The 26,946-nt window shown below is 42.4% G+C and carries 21 protein-coding genes; 6 read left to right on the top strand and 15 right to left on the bottom strand.

The window, feature by feature from the left end:
• Positions 1-31: 31 nt before the first annotated feature.
• From cydX to purL, 4 genes are all read right to left on the bottom strand, one after another.
• Complete coding sequence (gene cydX, locus GUY17_RS06245; protein WP_011636618.1) at positions 32-142, bottom strand: cytochrome bd-I oxidase subunit CydX; 111 nt, start codon at positions 140-142, stop codon at positions 32-34.
• A gap of 17 nt (positions 143-159) precedes the next feature.
• A complete protein-coding gene (gene cydB / locus GUY17_RS06240) occupies positions 160-1,299 on the bottom strand; it encodes a cytochrome d ubiquinol oxidase subunit II (protein ID WP_162022621.1) in 1,140 nt (379 codons plus the stop codon).
• 15 nt (positions 1,300-1,314) lie between these two features.
• Positions 1,315-2,871, bottom strand: coding sequence for a cytochrome ubiquinol oxidase subunit I (locus GUY17_RS06235; protein WP_162022620.1), 1,557 nt, complete (start codon positions 2,869-2,871; stop codon positions 1,315-1,317).
• A 1,139-nt stretch (positions 2,872-4,010) separates the two neighbouring features.
• Positions 4,011-7,892 carry a phosphoribosylformylglycinamidine synthase gene (gene purL / locus GUY17_RS06230; RefSeq protein WP_162022619.1) on the bottom strand — a complete coding sequence of 1,294 codons (3,882 nt, stop codon included), beginning with the start codon at positions 7,890-7,892 and terminating at the stop codon, positions 4,011-4,013.
• A 355-nt stretch (positions 7,893-8,247) separates the two neighbouring features.
• On the opposite strand from purL, the gene mltF reads away from it, so the two are divergent.
• Positions 8,248-9,678 (top strand): membrane-bound lytic murein transglycosylase MltF, encoded by a 1,431-nt coding sequence (mltF, locus tag GUY17_RS06225; protein ID WP_162022618.1) that lies wholly within the window; start codon positions 8,248-8,250, stop codon positions 9,676-9,678.
• Positions 9,679-9,993: 315 nt separating this feature from the next.
• On the opposite strand, the gene tadA is transcribed toward mltF, so the two are convergent.
• The 3 genes from tadA to guaB all read right to left on the bottom strand — a co-directional run bounded on the left by tadA (position 9,994) and on the right by guaB (position 13,810).
• A complete protein-coding gene (gene tadA / locus GUY17_RS06220; protein ID WP_206780909.1) occupies positions 9,994-10,473 on the bottom strand; it encodes a tRNA adenosine(34) deaminase TadA in 480 nt (159 codons plus the stop codon).
• Positions 10,474-10,661: 188 nt separating this feature from the next.
• Positions 10,662-12,239 (bottom strand): glutamine-hydrolyzing GMP synthase, encoded by a 1,578-nt coding sequence (gene guaA, locus GUY17_RS06215; RefSeq protein WP_162022616.1) that lies wholly within the window; start codon positions 12,237-12,239, stop codon positions 10,662-10,664.
• A gap of 104 nt (positions 12,240-12,343) precedes the next feature.
• On the bottom strand, positions 12,344-13,810 hold the full coding sequence (gene guaB, locus GUY17_RS06210; RefSeq protein ID WP_101085482.1) for an IMP dehydrogenase: 1,467 nt from the start codon (positions 13,808-13,810) through the stop codon (positions 12,344-12,346).
• Positions 13,811-13,928: 118 nt separating this feature from the next.
• On the opposite strand from guaB, the gene xseA reads away from it, so the two are divergent.
• On the top strand, positions 13,929-15,269 hold the full coding sequence (gene xseA, locus GUY17_RS06205; protein WP_101085484.1) for an exodeoxyribonuclease VII large subunit: 1,341 nt from the start codon (positions 13,929-13,931) through the stop codon (positions 15,267-15,269).
• 252 nt (positions 15,270-15,521) lie between these two features.
• Here xseA and GUY17_RS06200 read toward each other — a convergent pair whose 3' ends face one another.
• Together GUY17_RS06200 and GUY17_RS06195 are read right to left on the bottom strand one after the other, a co-directional pair.
• The gene (locus tag GUY17_RS06200) at positions 15,522-16,199 is read right to left on the bottom strand and encodes an OmpA family protein (protein WP_162022615.1); all 678 of its coding nucleotides are present in this window, start codon (positions 16,197-16,199) and stop codon (positions 15,522-15,524) included.
• Between the two features lie 102 nt (positions 16,200-16,301).
• A complete protein-coding gene (locus tag GUY17_RS06195) occupies positions 16,302-17,183 on the bottom strand; it encodes a choice-of-anchor H family protein (protein ID WP_162022614.1) in 882 nt (293 codons plus the stop codon).
• 341 nt (positions 17,184-17,524) lie between these two features.
• On the opposite strand from GUY17_RS06195, the gene GUY17_RS06190 reads away from it, so the two are divergent.
• From GUY17_RS06190 to GUY17_RS06175, 4 genes are all read left to right on the top strand, one after another.
• Positions 17,525-17,881, top strand: coding sequence for a PepSY domain-containing protein (locus tag GUY17_RS06190; protein WP_254439873.1), 357 nt, complete (start codon positions 17,525-17,527; stop codon positions 17,879-17,881).
• Positions 17,882-17,884: 3 nt separating this feature from the next.
• Complete coding sequence (locus GUY17_RS06185; RefSeq protein ID WP_059747866.1) at positions 17,885-18,568, top strand: response regulator transcription factor; 684 nt, start codon at positions 17,885-17,887, stop codon at positions 18,566-18,568.
• A complete protein-coding gene (locus tag GUY17_RS06180; protein WP_101085491.1) occupies positions 18,561-19,889 on the top strand; it encodes an ATP-binding protein in 1,329 nt (442 codons plus the stop codon). Before GUY17_RS06185 ends, GUY17_RS06180 begins: the two co-directional genes overlap by 8 nt.
• A gap of 179 nt (positions 19,890-20,068) precedes the next feature.
• Positions 20,069-21,589 carry a DUF3300 domain-containing protein gene (locus tag GUY17_RS06175; protein WP_162022613.1) on the top strand — a complete coding sequence of 507 codons (1,521 nt, stop codon included), beginning with the start codon at positions 20,069-20,071 and terminating at the stop codon, positions 21,587-21,589.
• Between the two features lie 106 nt (positions 21,590-21,695).
• On the opposite strand, the gene GUY17_RS06170 is transcribed toward GUY17_RS06175, so the two are convergent.
• The 6 genes from GUY17_RS06170 to GUY17_RS06145 all read right to left on the bottom strand — a co-directional run bounded on the left by GUY17_RS06170 (position 21,696) and on the right by GUY17_RS06145 (position 26,860).
• Positions 21,696-23,099, bottom strand: coding sequence for an ATP-binding protein (locus GUY17_RS06170; RefSeq protein WP_162022612.1), 1,404 nt, complete (start codon positions 23,097-23,099; stop codon positions 21,696-21,698).
• 86 nt (positions 23,100-23,185) lie between these two features.
• On the bottom strand, positions 23,186-23,845 hold the full coding sequence (locus tag GUY17_RS06165) for a response regulator transcription factor (RefSeq protein ID WP_162022611.1): 660 nt from the start codon (positions 23,843-23,845) through the stop codon (positions 23,186-23,188).
• Positions 23,846-23,861: 16 nt separating this feature from the next.
• Positions 23,862-24,758: an FAD:protein FMN transferase gene (locus GUY17_RS06160; RefSeq protein WP_162022610.1), complete on the bottom strand. Its 897-nt coding sequence runs from the start codon at positions 24,756-24,758 to the stop codon at positions 23,862-23,864.
• Between the two features lie 56 nt (positions 24,759-24,814).
• A complete protein-coding gene (locus tag GUY17_RS06155) occupies positions 24,815-26,113 on the bottom strand; it encodes a DUF3570 domain-containing protein (RefSeq protein WP_162022609.1) in 1,299 nt (432 codons plus the stop codon).
• Positions 26,104-26,343: a DUF4266 domain-containing protein gene (locus GUY17_RS06150; RefSeq protein WP_162022608.1), complete on the bottom strand. Its 240-nt coding sequence runs from the start codon at positions 26,341-26,343 to the stop codon at positions 26,104-26,106. Before GUY17_RS06150 ends, GUY17_RS06155 begins: the two co-directional genes overlap by 10 nt.
• 4 nt (positions 26,344-26,347) lie before the next feature.
• Entirely contained in the window at positions 26,348-26,860 is a 513-nt protein-coding gene (locus GUY17_RS06145) for a TlpA disulfide reductase family protein (protein WP_254439872.1), read from the bottom strand.
• Positions 26,861-26,946 lie beyond the last annotated feature (86 nt).

Raw genomic sequence — 26,946 nt, 5'->3', positions numbered from 1 at the left:
AGCGGTTTTTTTATATCAAACGATATAACGTTTATAGTTCGTTGTTACGATCCATATTTTCAGTATTCTCAAGCCATAACGCGTTGATGATACCGAATGAACACGCTAACAATACCCCTAAAATCCACGCAAAATACCACATAGACGTTGCTCCTTAATTTAGTAAAGTGAGCTTTTGTTGTTTTCAACATACTCACGATTTAAGCGGCCGTACATCTTGTAGTAAGTCCAAATGGTGTAACTTAATACTGTAGGTACGAAGATAATAGCAGCAAAGGTCATCACTTTAAGTGACATTTGGCTGGCTGTAGCATCCCACATTGTTAAGCTGACATTAGGTTCTAATGATGAAGGCATAACAAATGGGAACATTGCTGCACCACAGGTTAAAATGACACTAGCAACCGCAAGCGAACTGAAAAAGAACGCAAATCCACTACGATTTAAACGACTGGCAAAAATCACCAATATTGGCATTAATAATCCTAACACCGGGAATAACATGGTAAGAGGATATTTATCATAGTTGGTTAACCAAGCACCCGCTTCAACCGCCACTGTCTTAGTAGTTGGATTTGACGGGCCAGCAAGGTCGAGGGCTGAGGTAATAACATAACCATCAATACCGTTTACAAGCCAAACCCCAGCAGCACCAAACAGAACCACTAATAGACCACCACAAATTTGCGATGCTTTAGCGCTTCTAACGCGCAGCTCTCCGTCGGTCTTCATTTGTAACCATGTAGAGCCTTGCATTATCACCATAGTGACACTCACAAGACCGGCTAATAAGCCAAACGGATTCAATAAACCCAACAGACCGCCATGATAAGTGGCCCGTAAATATTCATCAAAGTTAAATGGTACGCCTTGAAGCAAGTTACCAAATGCCACACCAATGATTAACGGTGGTACAAAACTGCCGACAAATAATGCTCTATCCCATGACTTACGCCATCTTGGATCTTCAATTTTAGAGCGATAATCAAAACCGACTGGACGTAAAAACAATGCAAATAGTACTAGCATCATTGCCACATAAAAGCCCGAAAACGATACCGCGTAGACCATAGGCCAAGCAGCAAATAATGCACCACCCGCCGTCACTAGCCATACTTGGTTACCGTCCCAATGTGGTGCGATAGTGTTAATCATAATACGGCGTTCAGTATCATCTTTACCAATAACGGGTAACAATATACCTACGCCCATATCAAAGCCATCTGTCACGGTAAAACCAATAAACAGCACGCCGATTAACGCCCACCAAATAAATCTTAATACTTCATAATCAAACATAATCAGGTCCTCAGATTAAGCATCTTGGGTTTCGAAATGGTAACGGCCGGTCTTTAAGCTGCTTGGACCAAGACGAGCAAACTTATACATCAAGTAAGCCTCTATCACCAACAGGATGGTATAGAACACCGTAATCGAAATAATACTGAACCAAAGATCCGCCGTCGTTAAACTAGACGCCGACATGAATGTTGGCAGCACTTCAGAAATGGTCCAAGGTTGGCGACCAAACTCTGACACAAACCAACCAGCTTCAATGGCTACCCATGGAAGTGGCAAACTGTAAAGAGCAGCACGAAGTACCCACTTTTTCTCGGCGATTTGATGACGAGTGCTTTGCCAGAAGGCCGCAGCAAACACCAATAGCATTATCATCCCAGAGCCAACCATTAAGCGGAAACTCCAGAACATAGGCGCCACGGTAGGAATTGAGTCATAAGACGCTGCAATAATTTGCTCTTCAGTCGCATCCACCACTTTGTCGGTATAACGCTTAAGCAAGAAACCATAACCTAGATCGATTTTAGTTGCTTCAAATTGCTCTCTAACCTCAACCGATTTATCACCAGCACGTAATTTTTCAAGTAAAGCATACGCAACCATACCGTTACGAATTCGTACTTCGTGATCTTTAATAAGATCCTTAATACCGGTTACTTCTCCATCTAAAGAACGTGTCGCAATGATACCCATCGCATATGGGATCTTAACGGCGTAATCCGTGTGCATAGTTTCTTGGTTAGGGAAACCAAATGCAGTAAAGGCTGCTGGTGCAGGTTCCGTGTGCCATTCAGCTTCAATTGCGGCTAATTTAACACGTTGGACTTCACCGACTTCATAACCTGATTCATCGCCTAACACGATGACCGATAAAATAGATGCCATACCAAAACTTGCTGCAATAGCAAATGAACGACGAGCAAAAGGTAAATCTCGGCCTTTCAATATGTAATATGAGCTAATGGCAAGTACAAACATGGCACCGGCAACATAACCAGATGCGACGGTATGAACAAACTTAACTTGCGCGACGGGGTTAAATACCACTTCGGCAAAATTGGTCATTTCCATACGCATGGTTTCGTAGTTAAACACCGAGCCCACTGGATTTTGCATCCAACCATTGGCGATCAAAATCCATAAAGCTGACATATTAGAGCCAAGAGCGACAAGCCAAGTGACGACTAAATGTTGGCGTTTGCTGAAGCGATCCCAACCAAAAAAGAACATCCCGACTAACGTAGACTCAAGGAAGAACGCCATTAAGCCTTCAATCGCCAGAGGCGCGCCAAAAATGTCACCTACGTAATGAGAATAGTAGGACCAGTTAGTACCAAACTGGAACTCCATCGCTAAACCCGTTGTTACGCCTAAGGCAAAGTTAATCCCAAACAACTTACCCCAAAATTTAGTCATGTCTTTATAAACTTGCTTATTGGTCATCACATACAGTGATTCCATAATCGCAAGAATAAAGGCTAAACCTAGGGTGAGTGGAACAAATAAAAAATGATACATGGCTGTCAGCGCAAATTGAAAACGCGATAGCTCAACGACCTCTTCGATAATCATTGGCGACTCCTTACTTCAGTACAACCAAATACGACATAGCAACACTCGGTTACCATAATGATGATGTTATACCTGAAAACGGTAATATTGAAGCAGTGGACAACTCACCAAAGAGTGAAAAATGATAAATTAACCTGTTTGCCTATGTTTTCAAGCCCAATCCTAAACGCCCTATATCTTACGGCAAATTCACTTTGTAGATCATATTTTTTAGTCAATTATGTGACCAGTATTAGATTTGGTGCATGAAGAATGTTTTATTTCTGTGAATCAGTTCTTTAGCGTAAAAGGTGTCACATATCTCTGTGTATATTTGCCGTCAGGTTGATCACAATCATAAATGAACTTGCGATATTCAGAGAGATAACATTTGAACTCTAATTTGCAACCCTCTTGAGGTATTGACAAAAAATGGATAATTGCTAGGAATAAAGAGCAAGTATGTATTATTTTTGACAAAACACCCTACTCATTCAGATTGTTAATAAAAAGTAGTTAAATACACAAAAAATTAATATTAGATAAATATTTCTATAATTAACAATGTAACACGAAATAGATAAGACACTGTTTATATTTATTATATTTAAATTTATTTAAATAATTAAATTTAAATAACACAATGATTCATTAAATAAACTAATGTCAAACATCATTTTTTCTCGTTTGAGCATACATTAGTTCAATTGTATAATTTGCGCACAATTAAGAAGGCGAACACTAAGTAGTGCAATGAGTCGTTGTCTTAATACCAGTGACCTAACCTAGAGAGAATGTGCTATGACTCAATTATTCGAACATATTGCCAACTTGTACAAACGTGTTTTTACTGAAATGTTTACTGCTAAAGAAGTGAAATAAGCAAGCTCACGTTTTTATCTATACCGTGTTTAGTGAATGTTTTTGTTAGCGCAGAAATAATATTAAGCGGTAATCGTTATGATCCAAGGATAACGAATCAGAAAACCCCATAGAATAAATCTATGGGGTTTTTCTTTATCACGACAACATGAAATCAGCAGCGCTAAACAAATTGAAACCAGTAAAAAAGGCGACTCAAAGGAGTCGCCTTTTGCTTTATAAATTAAGTGTTTTAGCTAAATCAAGTGCTTTAGCTAAACTAAAAATTTAATTTGCGATTAGCCGATTTTCACTCGTGCATTACGGAACATGCGCATCCATGGGCTATCTTCACCCCAGTTATCTGGATGCCATGAATTAGCAACAGTTCTAAATACTCGTTCAGGATGCGGCATCATAATGGTTACGCGACCATCAGTGGTACAAATACCCGTTAAGCCATTGGCTGAACCATTTGGATTTTCTGGGTACTGGGTCGCAATTTGACCATGGCCATCAACATAGCGCAGTGCAATAGTGCCCGATGCTTCTGCATTTGCTAACGCTTGAGCATTAGCAAATTCCACTAAGCCTTCACCATGCGATACAGCTATAGGCATACGAGAGCCAACCATACCGTCAAAAAATACCGATGGATTTTGCTGCACTTCAACCAAACTGAATCGAGCTTCAAAACGCTCTGAGCGGTTACGCACAAAACGCGGCCAATGCTCACTTCCTGGAATAATTTCTTTCAGATTAGATAACATCTGACAACCATTACACACGCCAAGGGCAATGCTTGAATCACGTTCGAAGAAACGGCTAAACTCATCGCGAGCACGGTCATTAAACAGAATCGACTTAGCCCAACCTTCACCAGCACCTAACACGTCACCATATGAGAATCCGCCACAAGCCACTAGGCCTTGGAATTCTTCAAGGCTAATACGGCCAGATAAAATGTCCGACATGTGCACGTCGCGGCTTTCAAAACCGGCACGATCGAAAGCGGCTGCCATCTCAACATGAGAGTTAACGCCTTGCTCACGTAAAATAGCCATTTTAGGGGCGGCGCCTTTAAGAATATAAGGTGCAGCCACATCTTCACTTGGATTAAAGCCTAATTTAACCGTTAATCCTGGCGCATCAGCTTGTTGTTTAAGATCATACTCTTCACGCGCGCATTCTGGGTTGTCACGTAGCGCTTGCATGCGATAGGTCGTTTCTGACCACAAAGTGCGCAGTGCTGTACGACTATCAGCAAATATCACTCGCTCGCCATCGTTAATGCTAATCTTGTCTGCCGCTTGTAAGCCACCAATGTGATGACACGTGACACCTTTAGCCTCAAATTGTGCGGCAATGGCTTTGGCATCAACAGCACTGACTTGAATTACAGCACCAATTTCTTCGTTAAATAAACGTTCTAAATCAGTACCATTCAAGCTGGCTAAATCAATCATTAACCCGGTATTACCGGCAAAGGCCATTTCCACTAAGGTGGTAAATAAACCGCCGTCGCTACGGTCGTGATAAGCCATAACCGCTTGCTCGGCGACTAACTGCTGCATCACTTCAAAAAAGCCCGCTAAGTTGGCGGTTTTATCTAATGTGGGTGCAATATCGCCTAACTCACTGTAAACCTGCGCTAAACAAGAACCGCCTAAACGATTTTGGCCATTGCTTAAATCCAGCATTAATAATGCACTGTCACCTTTATCATCACGAAGTTGTGGGGTTACCGTTTTACGAATATCTTGCACCACACCAAAAGCGGTGATGACTAACGACATAGGCGATGTGACAGTTTTCTGAGTACCATTTTCTTCCCACGCGGTTTTCATCGACATGGAGTCTTTGCCAACAGGAATCGTGATACCGAGTTCAGGACAAAGGTCTTCACCAATCGCTTTAACCGCTTGGTATAAACCCGCATCTTCACCAGGGTGACCCGCTGGAGACATCCAGTTAGCAGAAAGTTTAATACGCTTGAACGAGCCAATGTCAGTACCAGCAATGTTCATAATCGATTCGGCAACCGCCATACGGGCTGAGGCGTCAAAATCGAGTAATGCTAACGGAGTACGCTCACCCATCGACATCGCTTCACCGCAGTAGCTGTCATAACTTGATGCGGTTACTGCACAGTCGGCAACAGGAACCTGCCATGGACCCACCATTTGGTCGCGATTAACTAAACCAGTGACGGAGCGATCACCTATGGTGATAAGGAAGGTTTTGTCAGCCACGGTTGGCAAGGTTAAAATGCGCTTAACTGCATCGTTTAGCTCAATTTTAGTTTGATCTAACGCTGGCGATACTGCTTTGGCTGTCACCACATCACGGCTCATTTTAGGCGCTTTACCTAATAAAACTTCAAGCGGTAAATCAATCGGCTTGTTATTAAAGTGACTGTCGGCAAGCGTTAAATGCATCTCTGCAGTCGCTTCACCAACCACCGAAAATGGTGCACGTTCACGGGCACAAATATCAGCAAATTGTTGTAAGTTCTCTGGTGCAACCGATAACACATAACGCTCTTGAGATTCATTACACCAAATTTCAAGCGGGCTCATGCCTGGCTCGTCAGAAGGAACATTACGTAAATTGAATACCCCACCGCGATCAGCATCATTCACTAACTCAGGGAACGCATTAGATAATCCACCTGCGCCCACATCGTGAATAAATTGAATTGGGTTGGTGTCACCTAACTGCCAGCAGCGGTCGATAACTTCCTGACAACGACGTTCCATTTCTGGGTTTTCACGTTGTACAGAGGCAAAATCTAAATCTTCGCTAGACTGACCAGACGCCATAGAAGATGCGGCGCCGCCACCTAAGCCAATGTTCATTGCCGGTCCACCAAGCACAATAAGCTTAGCGCCAACGGTAATCTCACCTTTTTGAACGTGTTCTTCTCGGATATTGCCTAAGCCACCGGCAATCATAATCGGCTTATGATAACCACGCACTTCAACGCCATTGTGGCTAGAGACTAATTGCTCGTAGGTGCGGAAATAACCGGTAATGGCAGGACGACCAAATTCATTGTTAAATGCTGCGCCGCCTAGAGGGCCTTCGAGCATGATTTCTAACGGAGTGACGATACGATCAGGCTTACCGTAATCCCCTTCCCATGGTTGTACAAAACCAGGAATTTTCAAGTTAGAAACAGTAAAACCAGATAAACCCGCTTTAGGTTTAGAACCTCGGCCAGTAGCACCCTCATCGCGAATTTCACCACCAGAACCAGTAGCAGCGCCAGGATATGGGCTAATAGCGGTAGGATGATTGTGAGTTTCTACTTTCATCAATATATGCATTGGTTCGGTGTGATAGTTATAAACACCATCGGGATCAGGGAAAAAACGACCCGCTACCGGACCCGTCATCACTGCGGCATTATCTTTGTAGGCTGATAACACGTAATCTGGCGTGACTTCAAAAGTGTTTTTAATCATTTTGAACAATGATTTTGGCTGTACTTCGCCATCGATTGTCCAATCTGCATTGAAAATTTTGTGGCGACAATGTTCCGAGTTTGCTTGAGCAAACATCATTAGTTCGATGTCGTTAGGGTTACGCTTCAAACGAACAAAATTTTCAATTAAATAGTCAATTTCATCATCGGCAAGGGCCAAGCCTAGCTTAATATTGGCCACTTCTAAGGCGCGGCGGCCTTCAGCAAGAATATTCACACTGCTAAATTTTGCTGGTTCTGTACGAGCAAATAATATTTCAGCAGCTTCAAACGCCGGCAGCATGACTTCGACCATGCGGTCATGCAATAAACCTTGCAGTAGTTTTTGCTGCTCGGCTGTTAATACTGACGCTTCAACATAATAAGCAATACCACGCTCAAGACGGTTAACTTTGCCTAAGCCACAGTTGTGGGCAATATCAGTTGCTTTAGAAGACCAAGGAGAAATAGTGCCAGGACGAGGAGTAACAAACAGTAAAGTGCCTTGTGGGGCATGAGACTCAATAGCTGGGCCATAAGTAAGAATAGTTTCTAACTGTAGACGTTCATTATCATCTAGTGGTTCACTCAAATTGGCTAAATGTACATATTCAGCATAAATTTGCGATACAGGAAGCGCTGCGTTTTCGCAAGCCTCCATGAGTTTTTGAACTCTAAATGCAGATAGTGCTGGGGCTCCGCGAATGATTTCCATCACGTCTATTCACCTTTATAATATAGGAGGATCAGAATTGGCGCTATTATAGGGAATTGCACACTACAAATCACCTTCAAGCGCAGGTGAAAACAGTGTTTCCTGATAGGGAAAATATCCCATTCAAGTAATGCTAAAATGAATAACATAAACACTTTACCTTTTAACAAAAAACAACCACTAAATGCTGCTTATTTACTCAACTATAGGCGTTTAGGAAAACTACTGATAAAGTAAGCAAAAAATAAGCTAACTCCCCTACATATTTAAAGGCTATTCAACCGGTATTTCATTCGTTTTTACACATCACTCTGATGACATTAACGAAACAACTTAAGATAACCAATTAATAAATATGATCAAAACCTTATTCATAATCTTACTTTGCGGGATATTATCCGCCTGTCAACCTGTTGATATTCAAAATGTTGATATTGCTGCCCCCGCACCTAAGCGTACCGTATTAAAGGTAGGGACATTATATGGCCCGCAGATTTATCTTAATTCAGAACAGGGTGAAAGCGGATTCGACTTCGAAATGGCGCAGCGCTTTGCTGACTATTTAGCCGTTCCTTTAGAAATGATCCCGTACACCAATCGCAAGCAATTATTCGCGGCATTAAAAGAAAACAAGATTGATATTATTGCGGCTGGCATCGCTAAAACCCCTAACCGTAGTCAACAATTTAAGCTCGGACCCACCTTATATAAAGTCAACCAAGTGTTGGTCTATAAGGAGGGTACTCCGGAACCCAAAGATATTAGTACTCTGTCAGGTGAAATTACTGTCATGGCTAACTCATCTTCAGTCAATACCTTAACCAAATTACAAAAAGACTATCCTGAGTTGATGTGGAATCAAGTCAACGACAAAGACAATGAAGAACTGTTTGCATTAATTGCCAACGGTGAATTGAACTACACCATTTCAGATTCAAATAGTTTATTGATCAATCAGCGTTTTTTACCTGAACTACGCGCGGGGATGATTTTAGAAGAAAAGGTCGAAGTGGTGTGGCTATTACCGCCGAATAACAGCGACCGTTTAATGAGTAAACTATTGGCTTTTTGGCATAAAGAAAGACGTGCGGGTACGCTGGAGCATTTAAACGAGAAGTATTTTGGCCATGTTAAGCGTTTTGATTACGTTGATACTCGTGCCTTTATCCGCGCAATTGATAACATTCTGCCCGAATATCGTAGTTTTTTCGAGCAGTATTCTGGAGAGTTAGATTGGCGTAAATTAGCGGCTGCTAGTTATCAAGAATCACACTGGAACCCGAGTGCTCGCTCACCTACTGGGGTGAGAGGTATGATGATGCTAACCCAACCTACAGCGGCTTATGTTGGTGTAGATGATCGCTTAGATGCAGAACAAAGCATACGTGGTGGGGCATTTTATTTAAAAGACATGATGGAGAGATTGCCTGACACCATCTCTGAAGCTCAACGGATCTGGTTCGCACTGGCTTCCTATAATATCGGTTTAGGTCATGTTGAAGATGCACGACGATTAACTGAATCAATGGGAATGGATCCTAGCGCATGGCGTGATGTCAAAAAAGTATTACCTTTGCTGCAACAATCTAAATATTATAAACAAACTCGATATGGTTATGCCCGTGGTAGCGAAGCTGTTCATTATGTTGACAGTATTCGTCGTTATTACGACACCTTAGTGTGGATCGATAATCAAACCCAAAAGTTGGAGATTATTGAAGAACCTCAACAAATTGAAATCATTGCTGAAGACGCTTCAAAAAATATCCATGAAGCAGCACACTAATTTTTGTGCTGACACGATTATCGTCATAAACCTGACCGATAATTGTCACGAATATAAGGTACTATGGTGCTGAATTTATCGTAAGAAAGCATTCTGCTAAAGTATGCGGTTTATCAGTAACCTCGATGAGGTTAGCCAATATTAAGGGATCACGGTATGAGAAGAAGAGCTATAAGCAACACCATGTCACGTCGTCGCGTCATGCTTAAAGTACATAAAAGCCGCATTCAAAATCGTCAACGAGCTCATTTTTTATTGGTACAAACTGAAAATTAATCTTCCGTTAACCACATAAAAACCAGTCACTCAATCAGTCTATTTTATAGCTAACTGTTTGAGTGCTTTTTTTTCTGCTCTACGTCGTTGAAAAAATGCACTTAGCTGCGCACCACACTCTGCTGCCAACACACCTGAACTGACTTCAAGCTGATGATTAAAAACTGGATGTTGTAATAAATTAATCACGCTACCTGCCGCGCCAGTTTTTAAATCATCTGCACCATAAACAACCCGCGCAATACGACTGTGCACCATGGCACCTGCGCACATAGTGCAGGGTTCTAACGTGACATATAAAGTCGTGTCGAGCATACGATAATTCTCTAACACCTTGCCGGCTTGACGAATACATTCCATCTCGGCATGAGCGGTTGGATCGTGATTCACAATACTTAAATTACAACCACTAGCAATCAATACATCGTCTTTAACCAATACGGCACCCACTGGCACTTCGCCTTTTAGCTCGGCTTGCTCGGCAAGTTGCATCGCTAATCGCATCCACTTTTCATCAATGGCGCGCTGAAGCTGATTCGATTTCTCATTGTGCGCATTAGAAAGTGAGCAAGTATCGCTGGAAACGTGTTTTTGTGTGGTATCTGTCACTCTATAAAACCTAGGTAATTGTCATACGCGGCTATTCTAGCAAATAAAAAAGACGCCGCAGCGTCTTTTTATTTAAAGTAAGGAGTCACGCTACAGCGTTATTCCCATTCAATTGTTGCAGGTGGCTTACCTGAAATATCATAAACCACACGTGAAATACCATCGACTTCATTGATAATACGGTTTGAAACGCGACCCAAGAAATCATACGGTAAATGTGCCCAATGCGCAGTCATAAAGTCGATAGTTTCTACCGCGCGTAACGATACAACCCAATCATACTTACGACCATCACCCATTACGCCTACCGAACGAACAGGTAAGAAAACGGTAAATGCTTGGCTGACTTTATTATACAAATCAGCTTTATGCAGTTCTTCAATAAAGATAGCATCGGCACTGCGCAATAAATCACAATACTCTTTTTTGACTTCGCCAAGTACACGAACACCTAGACCAGGTCCTGGAAACGGATGACGATAAAGCATGTTGTAAGGCAAGCCTAACTCTAAACCGATTTTACGCACTTCATCTTTAAATAATTCACGTAATGGCTCAACTAAACCCATCTTCATATTGGCAGGTAAACCGCCAACATTGTGATGCGATTTAATCACATGCGCTTTACCTGTAGCACTGCCCGCTGATTCAATTACGTCAGGATAAATGGTGCCTTGAGCTAACCATTTAGCATTAGCGCATTTCTTTGATTCTTCGTCGAAAATCTCAACAAACACACGGCCAATGATTTTACGTTTGGCTTCTGGTTCTGCTTCGCCAGCCATCGCATCTAAGAAACGGTTTTCAGCATCGACGTGAACAATTTTGAGTCCAAAATGATCGCCAAACATTTCTAATACTTGATCCGCTTCATTCAAACGCAGCAAACCGTTATCAACAAACACACACGTTAGTTTATCGCCAATCGCACGATGTAATAACATCGCCACAACCGATGAATCTACCCCGCCAGATAAACCCAGAATAACTTCGTCATCACCAATTTGCTTTTTTAAACGCTCAATAGCATCTTCAATAATTGATGATGGCTTCCAATTGGCTTTACAGCCACAAATGTCTAGCGCGAAATGCTCTAGCATACGCTGACCTTGGCGAGTATGCGTCACTTCTGGGTGAAACTGTACGCCGTAAAAACCTTTCTCTTCATTGGCCATAGCGGCAAACGGACAAGTTGCCGTTTTCGCTACGGTCACAAAACCTTCAGGGATAGCAGACACTTTATCGCCGTGGCTCATCCACACATCAAGCAAAGGTTTGCCTTCTTCGCTAACGGCATCTTCAATGCTTTTAAACAAAGCTGATGTGGTTTGCAATTCAATTTGTGCGTAACCAAACTCACCTTCGCCAACGCCTTGAATCACTTTGCCACCCAGCTGCTCTGACATGGTTTGCATGCCGTAACAAATACCCAATACCGGTACACCAGCAGTAAACACATATTCAGGGGCACGCGGTGAATTGTCTGCTGTGACACTTTCAGGGCCACCGGCTAAAATAATACCATTTGGGGCAAACTCACGAATTTGCGCTTCGCTCACATCCCACGCCCATAACTCACAATACACACCAATTTCACGGATACGACGCGCAATAAGTTGAGTGTACTGAGAACCAAAATCGAGGATTAGAATCTTATGATCGTGAATATTACTCATGAATAACCTTTACATATTAATTAAGTGTAATAACTCGCATCCAATTGATGCGGTCAAATTAACGCTAATAAAACGAGGGCGACATAACGTCGCCCTTATCATAATTATGAACGATAGTTTGGTGCTTCTTTGGTAATGGTCACGTCATGAACGTGTGACTCACCCATACCTGCTGAAGTCACTCTTACAAACTGTGCTTTTTCATTTAACTCTTTAATCGTGGCACAACCGGTTAAGCCCATGCATGAACGCAAGCCGCCCATGTGTTGGTGAATGATCTCTTTCAACTTACCTTTGTACGGCACGCGACCTTCAACACCTTCAGGTACGAGTTTGTCTGCTGCGTTGTCACTTTGGAAGTAACGGTCAGATGAACCTTGAGTTTGGCCCATAGCGCCCAGAGATCCCATACCACGGTATGACTTATAAGCACGACCTTGGTAAAGTTCAGTTTCACCCGGCGCTTCTTCAGTACCAGCAAACATAGAACCCGCCATGATGCATGATGCACCTGCAGCTAATGCTTTAGCTAAGTCGCCAGAAAAACGAATACCGCCATCAGCAATAACAGGAATGCCTAAGGCGAGTACTGCTTCAGCAGCATCAGATACCGCAGTGATTTGTGGTACACCGACACCCGTTACAATACGAGTGGTACAAATTGAACCAGGGCCAATACCGACTTTAACGGCGTTAACGCCCGCTTCAACTAGCGCAATTGCACCAGATGCGGTGGCAACGTTGCCGCCAACAATTTGTAAATCAGGGTATTTGGCTCTAGTGTCACGAATACGCTGCAATACGCCTTCTGAGTGACCATGTGATGAGTCAATCAATAACACGTCAACACCGGCTTTTACGAGCGCGTCAACACGCTCTTCATTGCCAGGACCCGCGCCAACTGCAGCGCCCACACGTAAACGACCTAATTCGTCTTTACATGCGTTTGGTTTGCGTTCAGCTTTTTCGAAATCTTTAACGGTGACTAAGCCTTTAAGTTTAAAGTTTTTATCAACCACTAAGACTTTCTCAATACGATGAGAATGCATTAGTTTTTGTACTTCATCTAACTTAGTACCTTCAGTTACTGTGACTAGACGATCTTTAGGGGTCATCATGTCGGCAACGGTTTTGCTCCAATCAGTCACAAAACGCACGTCACGACCTGTAATAATGCCCACTAGTTCGTGTGCATCATTGACTACAGGGTAACCAGCAAAACCATTATGTTCAGTTAATAAACGTAAATCAGTTAAGCTTGTGGTAGGTGTAACAGTAACGGGATCTTGAACAATACCGGCTTCATAACTTTTAACTTTACGGACTTCTTCGGCTTGTTGCTCAATACTCATGTTTTTATGAATAAATCCTAAACCACCTTCTTGCGCCATCGCGATCGCAAGACGAGATTCAGTCACAGTGTCCATAGCAGCAGACACAAGTGGAATATTTAATTCGATTTTAGTCGTTAAACGAGTTTTAAGAACAGCGGTATTAGGGAGTACGGTCGAGTGGGCAGGAACCAACAACACATCATCAAAGGTTAGTGCATCTTTCAGTAAACGTAGCATGGCAACATCTCCCTAGTAAGTAGGATTTGAGGTGAAATATTGCGGCGAGATTATACCTTGCATATTGCAGTTGGTAAATGGAAAATGGATTTTTATTAACGTTAGAATGAGAACTCTCATGAGTGCCACAAAAAACAATGTTTATAGTGTTTCGCAATTAAATAGCGAAGTGAGGCATATTCTTGAAGGTCAAATCGGCAAAATTTGGCTAAATGGTGAAATATCAAACTTTTCGGCCCCAAGTTCAGGGCACTGGTATCTCACCTTAAAAGACGCTCATTCACAAGTTCGCTGTGCCATGTTTAAGGGCCGTAATCAATCTGTGCGCTTTAAACCCGTCAATGGTCAACAAGTGTTGATTAAAGGCGCCATCAGTGTTTACGAGCCTCGTGGCGATTATCAGCTGCTACTTGAGTCAATGTTGCCAGCAGGTGATGGACTACTCGCACAAGAATTTGAAGCATTAAAACTAAAATTGGCCGCTGAAGGCCTATTTTCCCTAGAAACCAAACGCCCTATTCCAACTAATATCCAACGAATTGGTGTCATCACATCGGCAACGGGAGCGGCGTTGCGAGACATCTTGCATGTATTAGCACGCCGAGATCCCTCAATCGAAGTGGTTGTGTACCCCACTCAAGTTCAAGGTGCTACAGCCAGTCAATTAATCTGCCAAGCCATTGTTACTGCCAATCAACGCATGGAAGTTGATGTACTGTTGCTTACACGTGGTGGTGGCTCGTTAGAAGATTTATGGTGCTTCAACAGCGAACATTTAGCCCATGCGATTTACAACAGTGCACTGCCTGTTGTGAGCGCTGTTGGCCATGAAATAGATACCACTATCAGTGATTATGTTGCCGATGTACGCGCCCCTACGCCGTCAGCCGGTGCTGAATTATTATCGAAAGACAAAGGCAATAAAGCTGAAAAGTTGGCGCTATTGCTATCGCGTTTACAGCAAGGGATGAAACATTACCAATTGCAGCAGTATGGACGATTAACTCAGTTATCTCACCAACTCCAACGCCATGAGCCGCAACATAAACTGCAGCAATTTGAACAACGATTTGACGAAATGCAAATGCGCTTAGAAAATGCCTTACAGCATAAACTCAGTCGCCTAACCTTACGCCACCAGCAATTACATAATCGCTTGCAACAACGTTCACCAATTAATACCTTAACCATAGAAAAACAACGGCTTGGGTATTTAATTGAACGCTTTAACGACGCCAGTAAAGATTATTTTAAACAGGCTGAATCACGAGTTTCACAGGCCGCCCATAAACTTGATACCGTCAGCCCGCTGGCAACCTTGAGCCGAGGTTACTCAATCACAAGTACCAATGAGCATGTTATCGAAAATGCCAATCAATTAAGCAATGGTGATGTAATTCATACTCGGTTAAAGCAAGGAAGTGTCACCTCCACCGTGACAGATGTTTCAACTAAATAACAAGCATGATTTCGATGATAGAAATGTGGCAAAAGGACGTAACGTGAAACGGATAGATTATCGATTATATATGCTTGTTATTTAGATCACTTACCATCCATATATACCAAATTATCTGTGCCAAATACATGTAGTCATCTAGATTATTGTTCACTAACTCCGTTATCGGTTAAGCAAAAAAAGCCATCTTTCGATGGCTTTTTTATTTACAGATCAACAAGCATTGCTTGTTAACCACACTCACGGCTAAAACTATTTACCCATTGGTGTTAATACAATTTCTACACGACGATTTTGCGAACGACCTTGCTCGGTAGAGTTGCTGGCAATTGGGCTTGACTCGCCCATACCAGTTGAAGATACCCGTGAACCGCTAACCTTCTGGCTCGTCATATATTGCGCAACTTCACTCGCTCGTACTTGTGACAAACGCAGGTTATAAGAATCTGAACCCGAACTGTCGGTATAACCAATCACATTTAAGCGAGTGTCATCATATTCTTTAGCCACTAATACAACACTGTTTAACACTGATTTAGCGCGTGAACTTAAGACAGTTTGATCAACCGCAAAAGTCACTTCATTAGGCATGTTCAGTACAATATTGTCACCGTTGCGCGTCACACTCACGCCAGTTGATTTTAACTGTTTACGCAATTCTGCTTCTTGCACATCCATGTAATAACCAATACCACCACCAAGAGCCGCACCAGATGCTGCACCAATTAATGCACCTTTACCGCGGTCGCTTTTGCTTGATGAAAGTACACCAATGGCTGCGCCTGAAAGACCACCGATAATAGCGCCATTTGTGGCTTTAGCATTTTCTGATTCGCCCGTATAAGGATTAGGTAATTGGCAACCAGACAACAACAGCGCCGAACCGATTAATGAACTGCATAACAATGATGCATTTAACTTTACTGACATACACACTCCTAACTACTTATCCCATATGGATAAGTAAAAACTGACAAAATCAAAAATCGTCATTCTAACGTAGATCTAAGGTACATAAGCATAAATTTTACGTTATATTTTATTAATCAAACGTCGACGAAACCCAATCACTCCGGCGAGTAAGCCAATACTTAACCAAGATAACGCCCCGCCTGAATGTTCAGTTTCAATATAAATTTCTTCCACATAAACCGCATCACGGTCGCTACTTTCAAGTGGCAACGCGTACAAGGCATTCGACTCATCACTACTTATTGTCGCAACCGGATCGGCATAACCTAGCTCATATAAATCGATCAACACATCATAGTGATCGGCTTGATAACCACTGGCTAACGTAGTGAGCACTTCGTAATCATCATTACTAGAATCTGCGTGGAGGGTGAATACGTCTGTTGAGTAATAATGGATCCACGGCCCACCATCTTGGCTTAAATATAACTCGGCAAATACATCAGCCTGAATGTCGCCCGCACTGCTGGTAATATCAGCATCAAAGGTCACACTAAAGGTTTGATAAAAACCATCATAATCATAGTCATCAAATAAACTTGAATCTGCACCGTAGAAAGAAAAGTCGTAATAAACAACTTGATTTTGCTGCGCCAACGCTCGTTGTTGCTGGTTGGCCGTTGTCGCAGCAGCTTTTTGATTTTTAGCCATCACTTGTTCACGGGTGACTTTTTTATTCAGGGTTGCTACAGTACTTTGCAACTTAGCTTGCTCATGTAAAGCGATCACCCTAGCCTGCTTATTCGCTTCAGTTTCTGGCGTTTGCGGATTGATGACTCTTGCTTGACTGTATGTACCAAAAGCTTGTTCAGAGATCCGCTCGGCGCCTTGTACTGTTGGCGAACTTAACCAGAGTGCACTGGCAACACATAAACTTACGCCCCATTTTAGCTGGGTATTAATTGTCGATAGATTGGCTGTCTTGGCAGTATTATGTTTCATGTTAGTTCCTCACAGTCTTGATATTGAGGCCATTTAACCCTAATCAAAATGAACGTAAGCTGAACATAGTAATAAGGTAGACTTCCGATATCGCTAACCTTTAGTGCCACTGTTATAAATCAATACCGCGAAAACGTCCCATAGACGTAAACCATTCAGTTAATGTTCATCTGCTACCCCTTATACTGCCAAGTCAAATCATCGATACATTGGCATTTACTGATATCTTACGGGCGTTTATGTTTCGCTTACGGCAATTTACTCAATAAGATTAAGTAGATGTTTCTATATAGAAAGGGATCTTTTACACTGGCAATAATGAGGTTATTAGGGAACACAATATGCAGCGTATGCTCAACGTAAATGCCACCATGTTAGGCCTGATGTTAGCGGTACTTTCACTAGCGTGCTCGGTGCCGTCCTATGCTACTGCATTACATTCATCAGCAGGTGCTCAGTTCTCCCCTGGCCCCAATAATAATCGTCAAAACAATAACCAGCAGAACAGTAATCTGGTGGTTAATAGCGCTCAACAAGCTGTACAAATGGCACAACGAAGTTATTCAGGTAAAGTATTAAAAGTGCAATCAGCTAACGTCAATGGACATCCTGGTTATCGAATTAAATTACTCACCAATGATGGAGTCATTTTTTATGTGTTAGTCGATGCCACCAATGGCTCGGTTACAAGGAACTAGCTCATGAGATTATTACTGGTCGAAGACGATTTAGCCCTACAAGCAAACATCAAACAGCACCTTATCGACGCGCAATATACTGTTGATGTCGCCAGCGATGGTGAAGAAGGCTTATTTCAAGCTCAAGAATATCAATACGATGTCGCCATTATCGACGTCGGTTTGCCTAAGCTTGATGGCTTATCATTAATCAGTAAGTTACGTGAGCAAGACATTAGCTACCCGATCATTATTTTAACCGCTCGAGACAGTTGGCAAGATAAAGTGGTCGGTTTAGATGCCGGCGCAGACGATTACTTGAGTAAGCCGTTTCAGCTTGAAGAACTTGTCGCACGAATTAATGCATTAATTCGCCGCTCCGCAGGTAAAGCCAGTCCAGTGATTCAAAATGGTCCCTTTAGCATTAATACCCGCAGTTTAGAAATTAAAAAGAGCCTGCAAATAATTAACCTTAGTGGTTCTGAGTACAAACTATTTGAATACCTGATGCTGCACCCAGGGTCGGTACATTCCAAAAGCAGTTTAATTGAACACATTTATGATCAGGATTTTGATTTAGACTCCAACGTGATTGAAGTGTTTATCCGTCGTTTACGTAAAAAACTCGACCCCGACAATCAATATCAATTAATTGAAACACTGCGTGGTCAGGGCTACCGACTGCGTCAATTAGACCCTGATGCGTAAACTACTCAGCTCGCTTAAAGTCCGCATTGTGATCAGTGCGTTATTACTGATTTTGGTATTATTGCCCATTATCGGCATAACCGTTAATAACGCCTTTGAAACCCAAATTAATGTCGCGGCAAAAAACCAGTTAAAAGCCTATGTTTACTCTGTTTTAGCCATGGCAGAAGTGGAAGATAACCAATTACAAATGCCGTCTCATTTACTTGAAAACCAATTCAATGTGATTGGTTCAGGGCTTTATGCGTTAATCACCACCAAAGATAATCAGCTACTGTGGACCTCAAACTCATTTCTCGGCCTCAACACCCCGATTAACTTACCCAAGCCCGTAACCGGTAGAAGTACCTTCGACTCGATATTGATTAATGACAAGCCACAGTTGATATACAGTTTTAGCGTGAGTTTTGCCACCAGCGAACAGCCTTTTACCATGACGCTGCACATTATAAAAAACCAACAAGAATACCTACAACAAATCCAAAAGTTTTCTAACACCTTATGGACTTGGTTGCTAGTGTTAACCGCCTTATTGGTTATTGTACAGCTCAGCTGGTTGCTATGGACCCTAAAACCTTTAGGCCAATTTAGCCAAGAACTCAGTGCGGTAGAACAAGGCACATCAATGCAACTCAGTACCCGCTACCCTGTGGAATTGCAAAAAGTAGCGCAACAGTTAAACACCTTATTACAAACCGAACAAAATCAACGTAAACGCTACCGTAATGCGTTAGCCGATTTAGCCCACAGTTTAAAAACACCTTTAGCGGTAATCCAAACTCAAGCTGATTTAAGCGACGCCTCGATGGAACAAATTAACCGTATAAACCAAATTATTGCTTACCAACTAAAGCGGGCACAAAGCGCGGCTGGCAGTGCTTGGCACTTAGGGGTTAATGTTGACAGTATTGCCGTTAAATTAGTCAGAACCTTAAGTAAGATATACCAACATCAAAACCTCACCATTGAGTATCACCCCAACGAACAAGCCCGCTTTAAAGGCGATGAAGCAGACTTAACAGAAATGCTTGGTAATGTGCTCGACAATGCCTGCAAAGCCGCGAAAACAAAAGTGACATTAACCCTTACACAGCAAGATAGTCAGCTGTGCATGACAATTGAAGATGATGGAGAAGGTATTCCGAAAGATAAACAGCAACATATTTTTGAACGGGGGATCCGTGCAGACACTTACACTCAAGGCCACGGGATCGGACTGGCAATCGTTAGAGACCTTGTCGACAGTTATCACGGTAAACTTACTGTTGGCCAATCGGCATCATTGGGTGGCGCTCAATTTGAGTTTACTTTCCAACAATAAACGCCTGCTTTAGATTGCCGTTATATACTATTTGTTTAGTTTATCTATCTAGCTTATTGCTCTTGCTTACTCCTCTCGCATAGTTCTAGCTTATTAACTTCCGTTATGAGCTTTCAGCTTATGTTCATCTTCGGCCCGTTATGATGAACCTAACAGTCATCAATGACGCTGGAGATAACATGAAAAAAGCCATTCACGTACCCGCTAAGGCATTGCTCGCCTTAGCCTTGGTCTGTATGCCATTAACCAATGTACACGCGGCGCAACCAACTAATTCATACACTTATACAGCAGAAGATGATGTGGTGAGTGATGCTGAGTTGGCACAAATGCTCGCGCCAATAGCGCTATATCCAGACAGTTTATTAACCCACATATTAATTGCGTCAACGTACCCATTAGAAATTGTCCAAGCCAAACGCTGGTTATCAAACCAAGGTAACCGCGACACCAACCAAATTATGACCGAGGTAGAGTCGCAAGACTGGGACCCAAGCGTGAAAGCATTGGTAGCATTTCCCAATGTATTGCAGCGTTTAAATGATGATTTAGCGTGGACTCAAAGCGTAGGCGATGCCTTTTTGCAAGATGAAGGCCGCATGCTAGACACCATTCAATCATTAAGACAACAAGCTGATGAAGCCAACAACTTAGCCGACCTTGAGCAAGTAAAAGTGTCGCGGGTTGAGCGCCGGATTATTATTGAATCAGTTCGCCCAGAAATTGTTTACGTGCCTTATTACGACAGCCGTATCGTTTATGGCAACTGGCGCTGGAATCGTTATCCACCGGTTTATTGGAATGCACCTGCTTATGTACATTATCGCCCTAACCACAGTGCTATTTACTGGGATAGCGGAGTACGTATTAGCTTTAACTTCTTTTTTAGTGGTTTTCATTGGCATGATCGCCGTGTAATTGCGGTACCAGTACGTCAAAACTACCGTTACTACACACCACGAAAAATAAGCTACAGCCATGGTGCCCAACATTGGCAACATAAACCTAAGCATCGCAAAGGTGTGGCTTACCACAGCCAAGTGATCAGCAAACGTTATAATGGCCATTATGAGAAACGTAACAAGCAGGTAAGTTATTCACGCGAAGCCAAACGCCAGCAAGCCAATGAACCTCGTCATTATTCCACCAAGGTGAATGATCAGCGTAAAGACATAAACCATAGCAGCAAGCAGGATAAGCGTAGTGACAAATCAACGTTAAGAAGTGTAGGCCGCAATGAGCCGATTGAGCACAAAAGTAGCCAGCTAAAACGCGAGTTAAGCCAGCAACGTCAACCAGCAGCACAAGTAAAATCATTTGAGCGCAAAGGTGAGCCGATGAAGTCAAACTACAGTCGCCAACGCGATGTGGCCCAAACTAAGCCTAAGTATGAGACAAAACCAGTGGCGAACATAACAAGCAAGCCGCGCAATCAAGAATTACAACAAGCTCAACGTAACACTCGAGTTGAAACATCGCGCCAGCCGCAAGTTAACGCGATGCGCAATCCACAACAGCAAGTGAAACAAATACGCAGGAGTGAACCACAAAAGCAGCAAGTTCGCGAAACAACTCGATCCACGCCTCAGCAAGCTTCGCGATCAATGAGTCAGCAACGTGATAATGCATCATCACGCCGTGCAAGCCAATCGAGAGACACCGGGCCTTCAAGAGAAAAACCGTCAAGAGAAAGACAGTAAACAGTAAAAAAAAGCCGCGAACTACAACAAAAAACAACATGAGTAGGTCTTGTCTCTCATGTTGTTTTTTGTCTATATAAAATCAATAAAATTGCCAGTATTCACGCTAAACCTGAGCATGGGGTAATACAATACAGACATTTAAGCCATGAGGTTCTACTCGGCTAAAAGTCAATTCACCATGATGTAAACTGATAATATGCTGACAAATTGATAAGCCTAAACCCGCACCATGTGAAGCGTTTTCATCAACACGATAAAAGCGGTTTTTGGCTAAGCTGATTTCCTCATCTGACATACCCCGGCCTTGATCAAGCACATAAATTTTTGTCTGTTGCTCGTCCTGAGTAACCTTAATGGTTATTAAGGATTCTTTAGGACTGTATTTACAGGCATTTTCGATAATATTTTTCAGTACTAATTCGATGTAAAACGGATCGGCATTAATGTTCATATCTTTAGGAACAACGATATACCACTCGTAATCGGCAATGACGTGTACTAGCTGATTTATCACATTCTCAATAATATCTTGTAGCTTACAATCGGTTTTATTTAACGCCTCTATCGCATCCACTCGTGATAACAACAACAGCTGCTCCACTGTATGGCTAATGCGGTTTACACCCTCGCCTATGGCTTCTATATATGGCAACGTTGCCTGCTGAATTTGTGGCATTTGGCTAGACAATACATCGCTTAAGCCATCGCTGTGTAACTTAATAATCGCTAATGGCGTTTTAAGTTCATGGGCGGCATCGGCACTAAAACGACGTTCACGGATCATCGTCTCGCTAATGCGCAGCAAGAAGCCGTTAAGGGCTTTTTGCGTTGATGCTAACTCCTTCGGTAAAGTGAAATTGATAGGAGTTAGGTCTTGGGCTGAGCGGTTATCTAAATGACGTTCTAATAACTTAACCGGTTTAAATAAGTAATAAGTTAACAACAACATGAAAAACATCATAATGGGAGTAATGATTAACGGCGAGCGCCAAGTGTTGCTGATAATTAATGACACGATCTCTCGTCGAACATCATCACGCTGTGCGGTTACAATCCATACCTGATGCGACGATGAGAAAAAGCTGTACACATGCCATAACTCATTATCGATGCTACGAGTGTCATAGCCTTGGATGAAATTGGTTAGTTGTTGCTCGCCAGAACTATCAGAATACGCGAGTAACTGCCCCGAGCGGGACAGTAATTGAAATGATAATTTATGCTCATAAGACAAGGTGACAGGATTAGATTGATCAGCAAAGGTTTCTATTTTTGAATCCGCAACATGGAACAAACTTGGCTGCTGGAGCAATTGTGCCAGTTGAGCTTCTGTTAAATGTTCGACATAAAACTGTTCCAACATTTTGGCGGTTTGCACCATCTGCGCATCAAACAATTCTTCGACTTCATGCATAGCATCACGCGTACTGAGTATGCTCGAAAAAGTTACCGTAAGAACAATCCCCACCAGCATAATCAAACTTAATAATAATCGTAATGAAAACATAATATCCTTATTGTATTAAGTGTAATTAAGTCGCTGTTTGGCTGCCCAGCATTTACTTCATCTACCCTATCTAGCTCATAATAAAGCTATACCGTTTCAGTTAAAATATAGCCTATACCGCGCACGGTTTTGATCAGCTCAGTGGCCGTTTTTTTACGTAGATGATGAATATGCACTTCAATCGAGTTGCTGCCCACTTCATCCCAGCCATAAGTTAGCTGTTCAAGTTGATTACGGGTTAATACGCGACCTGCTGATTGAGCAAATTCGAGTAACAATTGATATTCACGGCGTGAAAGCGACACTAACACATCGCGAAAATGCACTTCACAACGGGCAAAGTCGATGTTGAGAGCACCATAGCTAAATTGGTTATTATCTAGGCCATGTTGGCGTCGAATAATCGCCTTAAGCCTAGCAATTAATTCCCTCACATCAAAAGGCTTACTTAAATAATCATCGGCACCAATATCTAAACACATTAAGCGGGTGTCGAAATCAGTGTTGGCTGTTAATACAATAATAGGTAATGAGATACCATTTTTACGCCACTGTTTTAATAAGTCTGCACCATTGCCGTCGGGTAAACTTAAATCGAGAATAATGGCGCTAAAATCTTCATTTCCTAAGGCGATTTGGGCTTGATTATATGATGCTAAATGATCGACCTGAATACCTGATTTAGCTAAGCTCATTACGATGCCTTGTGCTAACAACTTATTATCTTCTACTAATAACACCCGCATTCAGTACCCTTATTCATTAACGAAACACCTTAAAATCGACACCTTGTTGCTGTAAAAAACCTTCAGCATCAGCTCCTTTTAGCATCGACATTGTGGCCAACATTCCTGCCATAACACAATTGGGCGCCAGCACAGTGACCGATAATGGCGCTTGCTCTACAGGGTAACCCTTTTTAGGATTAATAATATGCCCATAACGTTTACCGTCCACCTCTATATAGCGCCGAGTAGTGCCGCTAGTGGCTAACGCCCCCTGGCGAATGGTTAACAGTGCCGCAGCGTTATCAAGCTTATGAGGGTTTTCAATCCCCACCTGCCAGCCATCGCTTTTGGTGATCGGGCAAGCAATATCACCACCAAAGTTGACTAATACCGATTGCTTTGGCCAACGACTCGCTAATATTTGTGCAGTGCGATCCACCGCATATTCCTTACCGATACCGCCAAAGTCGACACTCATGTCTGCAGGCATACAGACGGTCTTATCCGTCAATGCAATGCGATCAAAACCCACCTTAAGCAAAGCGGCATCAATATCCGTTTGTAACGGCACACGATGGTTACCATCAAAACGCCATAACGCCATTAATGGACAGGCACTGATATCAAATGCTGATTCACTTAATTGAAAACATTGTTGAGCAAATTGCAATAAATGCACTGTCTCGGCATCAATTGGGGTCGTTTCACCTTGGGCATGATTTAACTGCCACACCACGTTAGCTTCAATAAAACGGCTGAATTTATGTTCTATACGCTTTGCTTCGTCATAAGCAATAGTCAGCATTTGCCTCGCAATATACTCGTCATCAACTGCCATTAATAATTCACATGGGCTAGCCATAGCATTAAATGAACCTAAAAAGCCCCAAGGACGAGGCTGTAAGCTCATCACTTTTGGGGCTTTTGACATTGTTGTTAGTGGTTCAAGCAAGTTAAACTACTCTGTTTATTGATGATACATTCATCTTAAAACGAATAACTCACTTGAGCTACTATCGCTTTCACCGCTGGGAATAAATCGTAGTTTTGTAGCTGACCAGGTATCTCAGTACCATTATTTTCAGGATTTTGCTGATAATACTCAATACGATAACTTAATTCATGGCCACCCGATAAACGCTGGCCAAATTTAAGTCCTATGGTGTAAGCCGTCATATCACCAATGCGATAATCGGCGCTGGCATACTCAGGTATTGCATCGCCACTCATCAAGAATGGTTGATAAAACTCAGCGGCTTGCTGCTGGTAATAACGTAAGTGCAATTGTGCGTACATAGTTGGACTGAAATTATATCGGTAATGCGTTTCTAAAGTATGCGATTGAATATCCCAATCATCAGTACTATAGCGATATGAAAAATCGACTACGCCAGAATCCAATGCACCTTTGGTGAGTAAAAACACACTGTGCTTAAGGCGTGAGTCTGGACGATTTTCGTAACGGTAAGCTTGTGTTTGACCGTTAACATCGACCTCACTAAGGATCTTATACGGGTCGGTCATGTAACCTGACACACTTGATAAACCATAGTTAGCTTGCATCAACCAATTACGATTAATAATCTGAGTCACACCAAACATGATATCACTGGTTTGTTTAGTATCATCACCCGCTAAACGCGTTTGATCAAAGGCTGCTTGATAATCGGCATCACTGGCATAATCGCCACGAAACACCATTTCTGACATTGCCACAGGACGACCGCCAACAGGGTCAACCACATCATTGGTAAATGCCCCCGATAACGACAACGTAGTGTTATTTTTATTAAAACTACGTTCAAGACCCGCGTTAATGCCCATCGAAAGATAATCAAACTCTTTTGAACCGTACACACCTACGTTACCGGTCCAATCTTGATTAAGCACTTCTTGCCAGTTAGCGCTAAGCTGAACACGAGTATCATGAAAGGTATCATCCAGCGGTGTTTCGCCAGCACTGACAGTATATTGGCCATCACCTGACGGACGCGTGAAAGTTTGACTGTCACTTTGTGCCACTGCACCAGAAGCTGATGCACCGGTTAAACTGTCGACCACAATTTTAAGGTCCAATAACGAACTGTCACCAAAGGCTTTTTGTACATTACCAATCGCTTCTGCAGCTTGAACACGGTCTTGCTCGCCATAATACATAATGGCAGCATCGACCTTCCAATCATCATTGGCAGGAATCGGTTCTGCTGCACTGGCCTGTTGGCTTAATAAACTACAGCTTGCTAATGCCAACGCACTGGCAATACTTTGCTTAGATGTTAGTTGCATCCACAACCTCCGCCCGCTAATGAGCGACCACCACTAGTACCTTCTTTACTAAAATAAATATGGTCATCTAACGCGAGATCAAGTTTTTCGCTGTTCAACGCCATATCAGCACGAGCTAATTGATCTTTTTCCCAAGGTTGTACACCTAAGTTCGAACAGCCAACCAAACTACTGACAATGGCTAATGCCACCACAGCTTTGGCAAAGGGTTGATAAAATGCTTTTGTCATCAATTTACTCCTGTAACAACATTTGGATTTCTTGTTCATAGGCGGGAATGTTTTCGGTAAAAAAACCCATGTGAGTTTGCACTAATTCACCTTTACGATTGAACAAAAAGCTACTTGGCATACCTTGTAACTCAAAGGCTTGGGCAATATCACCTTCAGGGTCAAAACGAAGATTAAATTTTGCCGGCAGTTTGCTCAAAAACTCATGGGCTAATGCGGTATCAACATCAAGGTTAATTGCGACTACCTCTAAACCTTGTTGTTGATATTTAGCCTGGATGGCATTCATCCACGGAAATGATTTACGGCATGGAGCACACCAAGACGCCCAAAAATCGACATAAACCACTTTGCCAGCAAATTGTTGCAGACTGACACTTGCACCTTGTTGATCTAACACATCATGTTCTAATGACGGAGCAGCTTGAGCTTGGGCATTAACACCTAACCCTATCGCTAAACTTAACGCTATAAACTTAATGTTACGAAAATGACCAAATAACCCAATTGACATCATATTTTCACCTAATAAACATATTGCAAACAACATAGTCCACCAATCTTAAGATTCACTTAAGCATTGTAAAGATATCGTAAAGACAA

The organism is Shewanella sp. Arc9-LZ (genome assembly GCF_010092445.1).
Classification (GTDB): domain Bacteria; phylum Pseudomonadota; class Gammaproteobacteria; order Enterobacterales; family Shewanellaceae; genus Shewanella.
The sequence above is the reverse complement of the archived record's forward strand: the minus strand, read 5'-3'. Positions and strand labels throughout refer to the sequence as shown.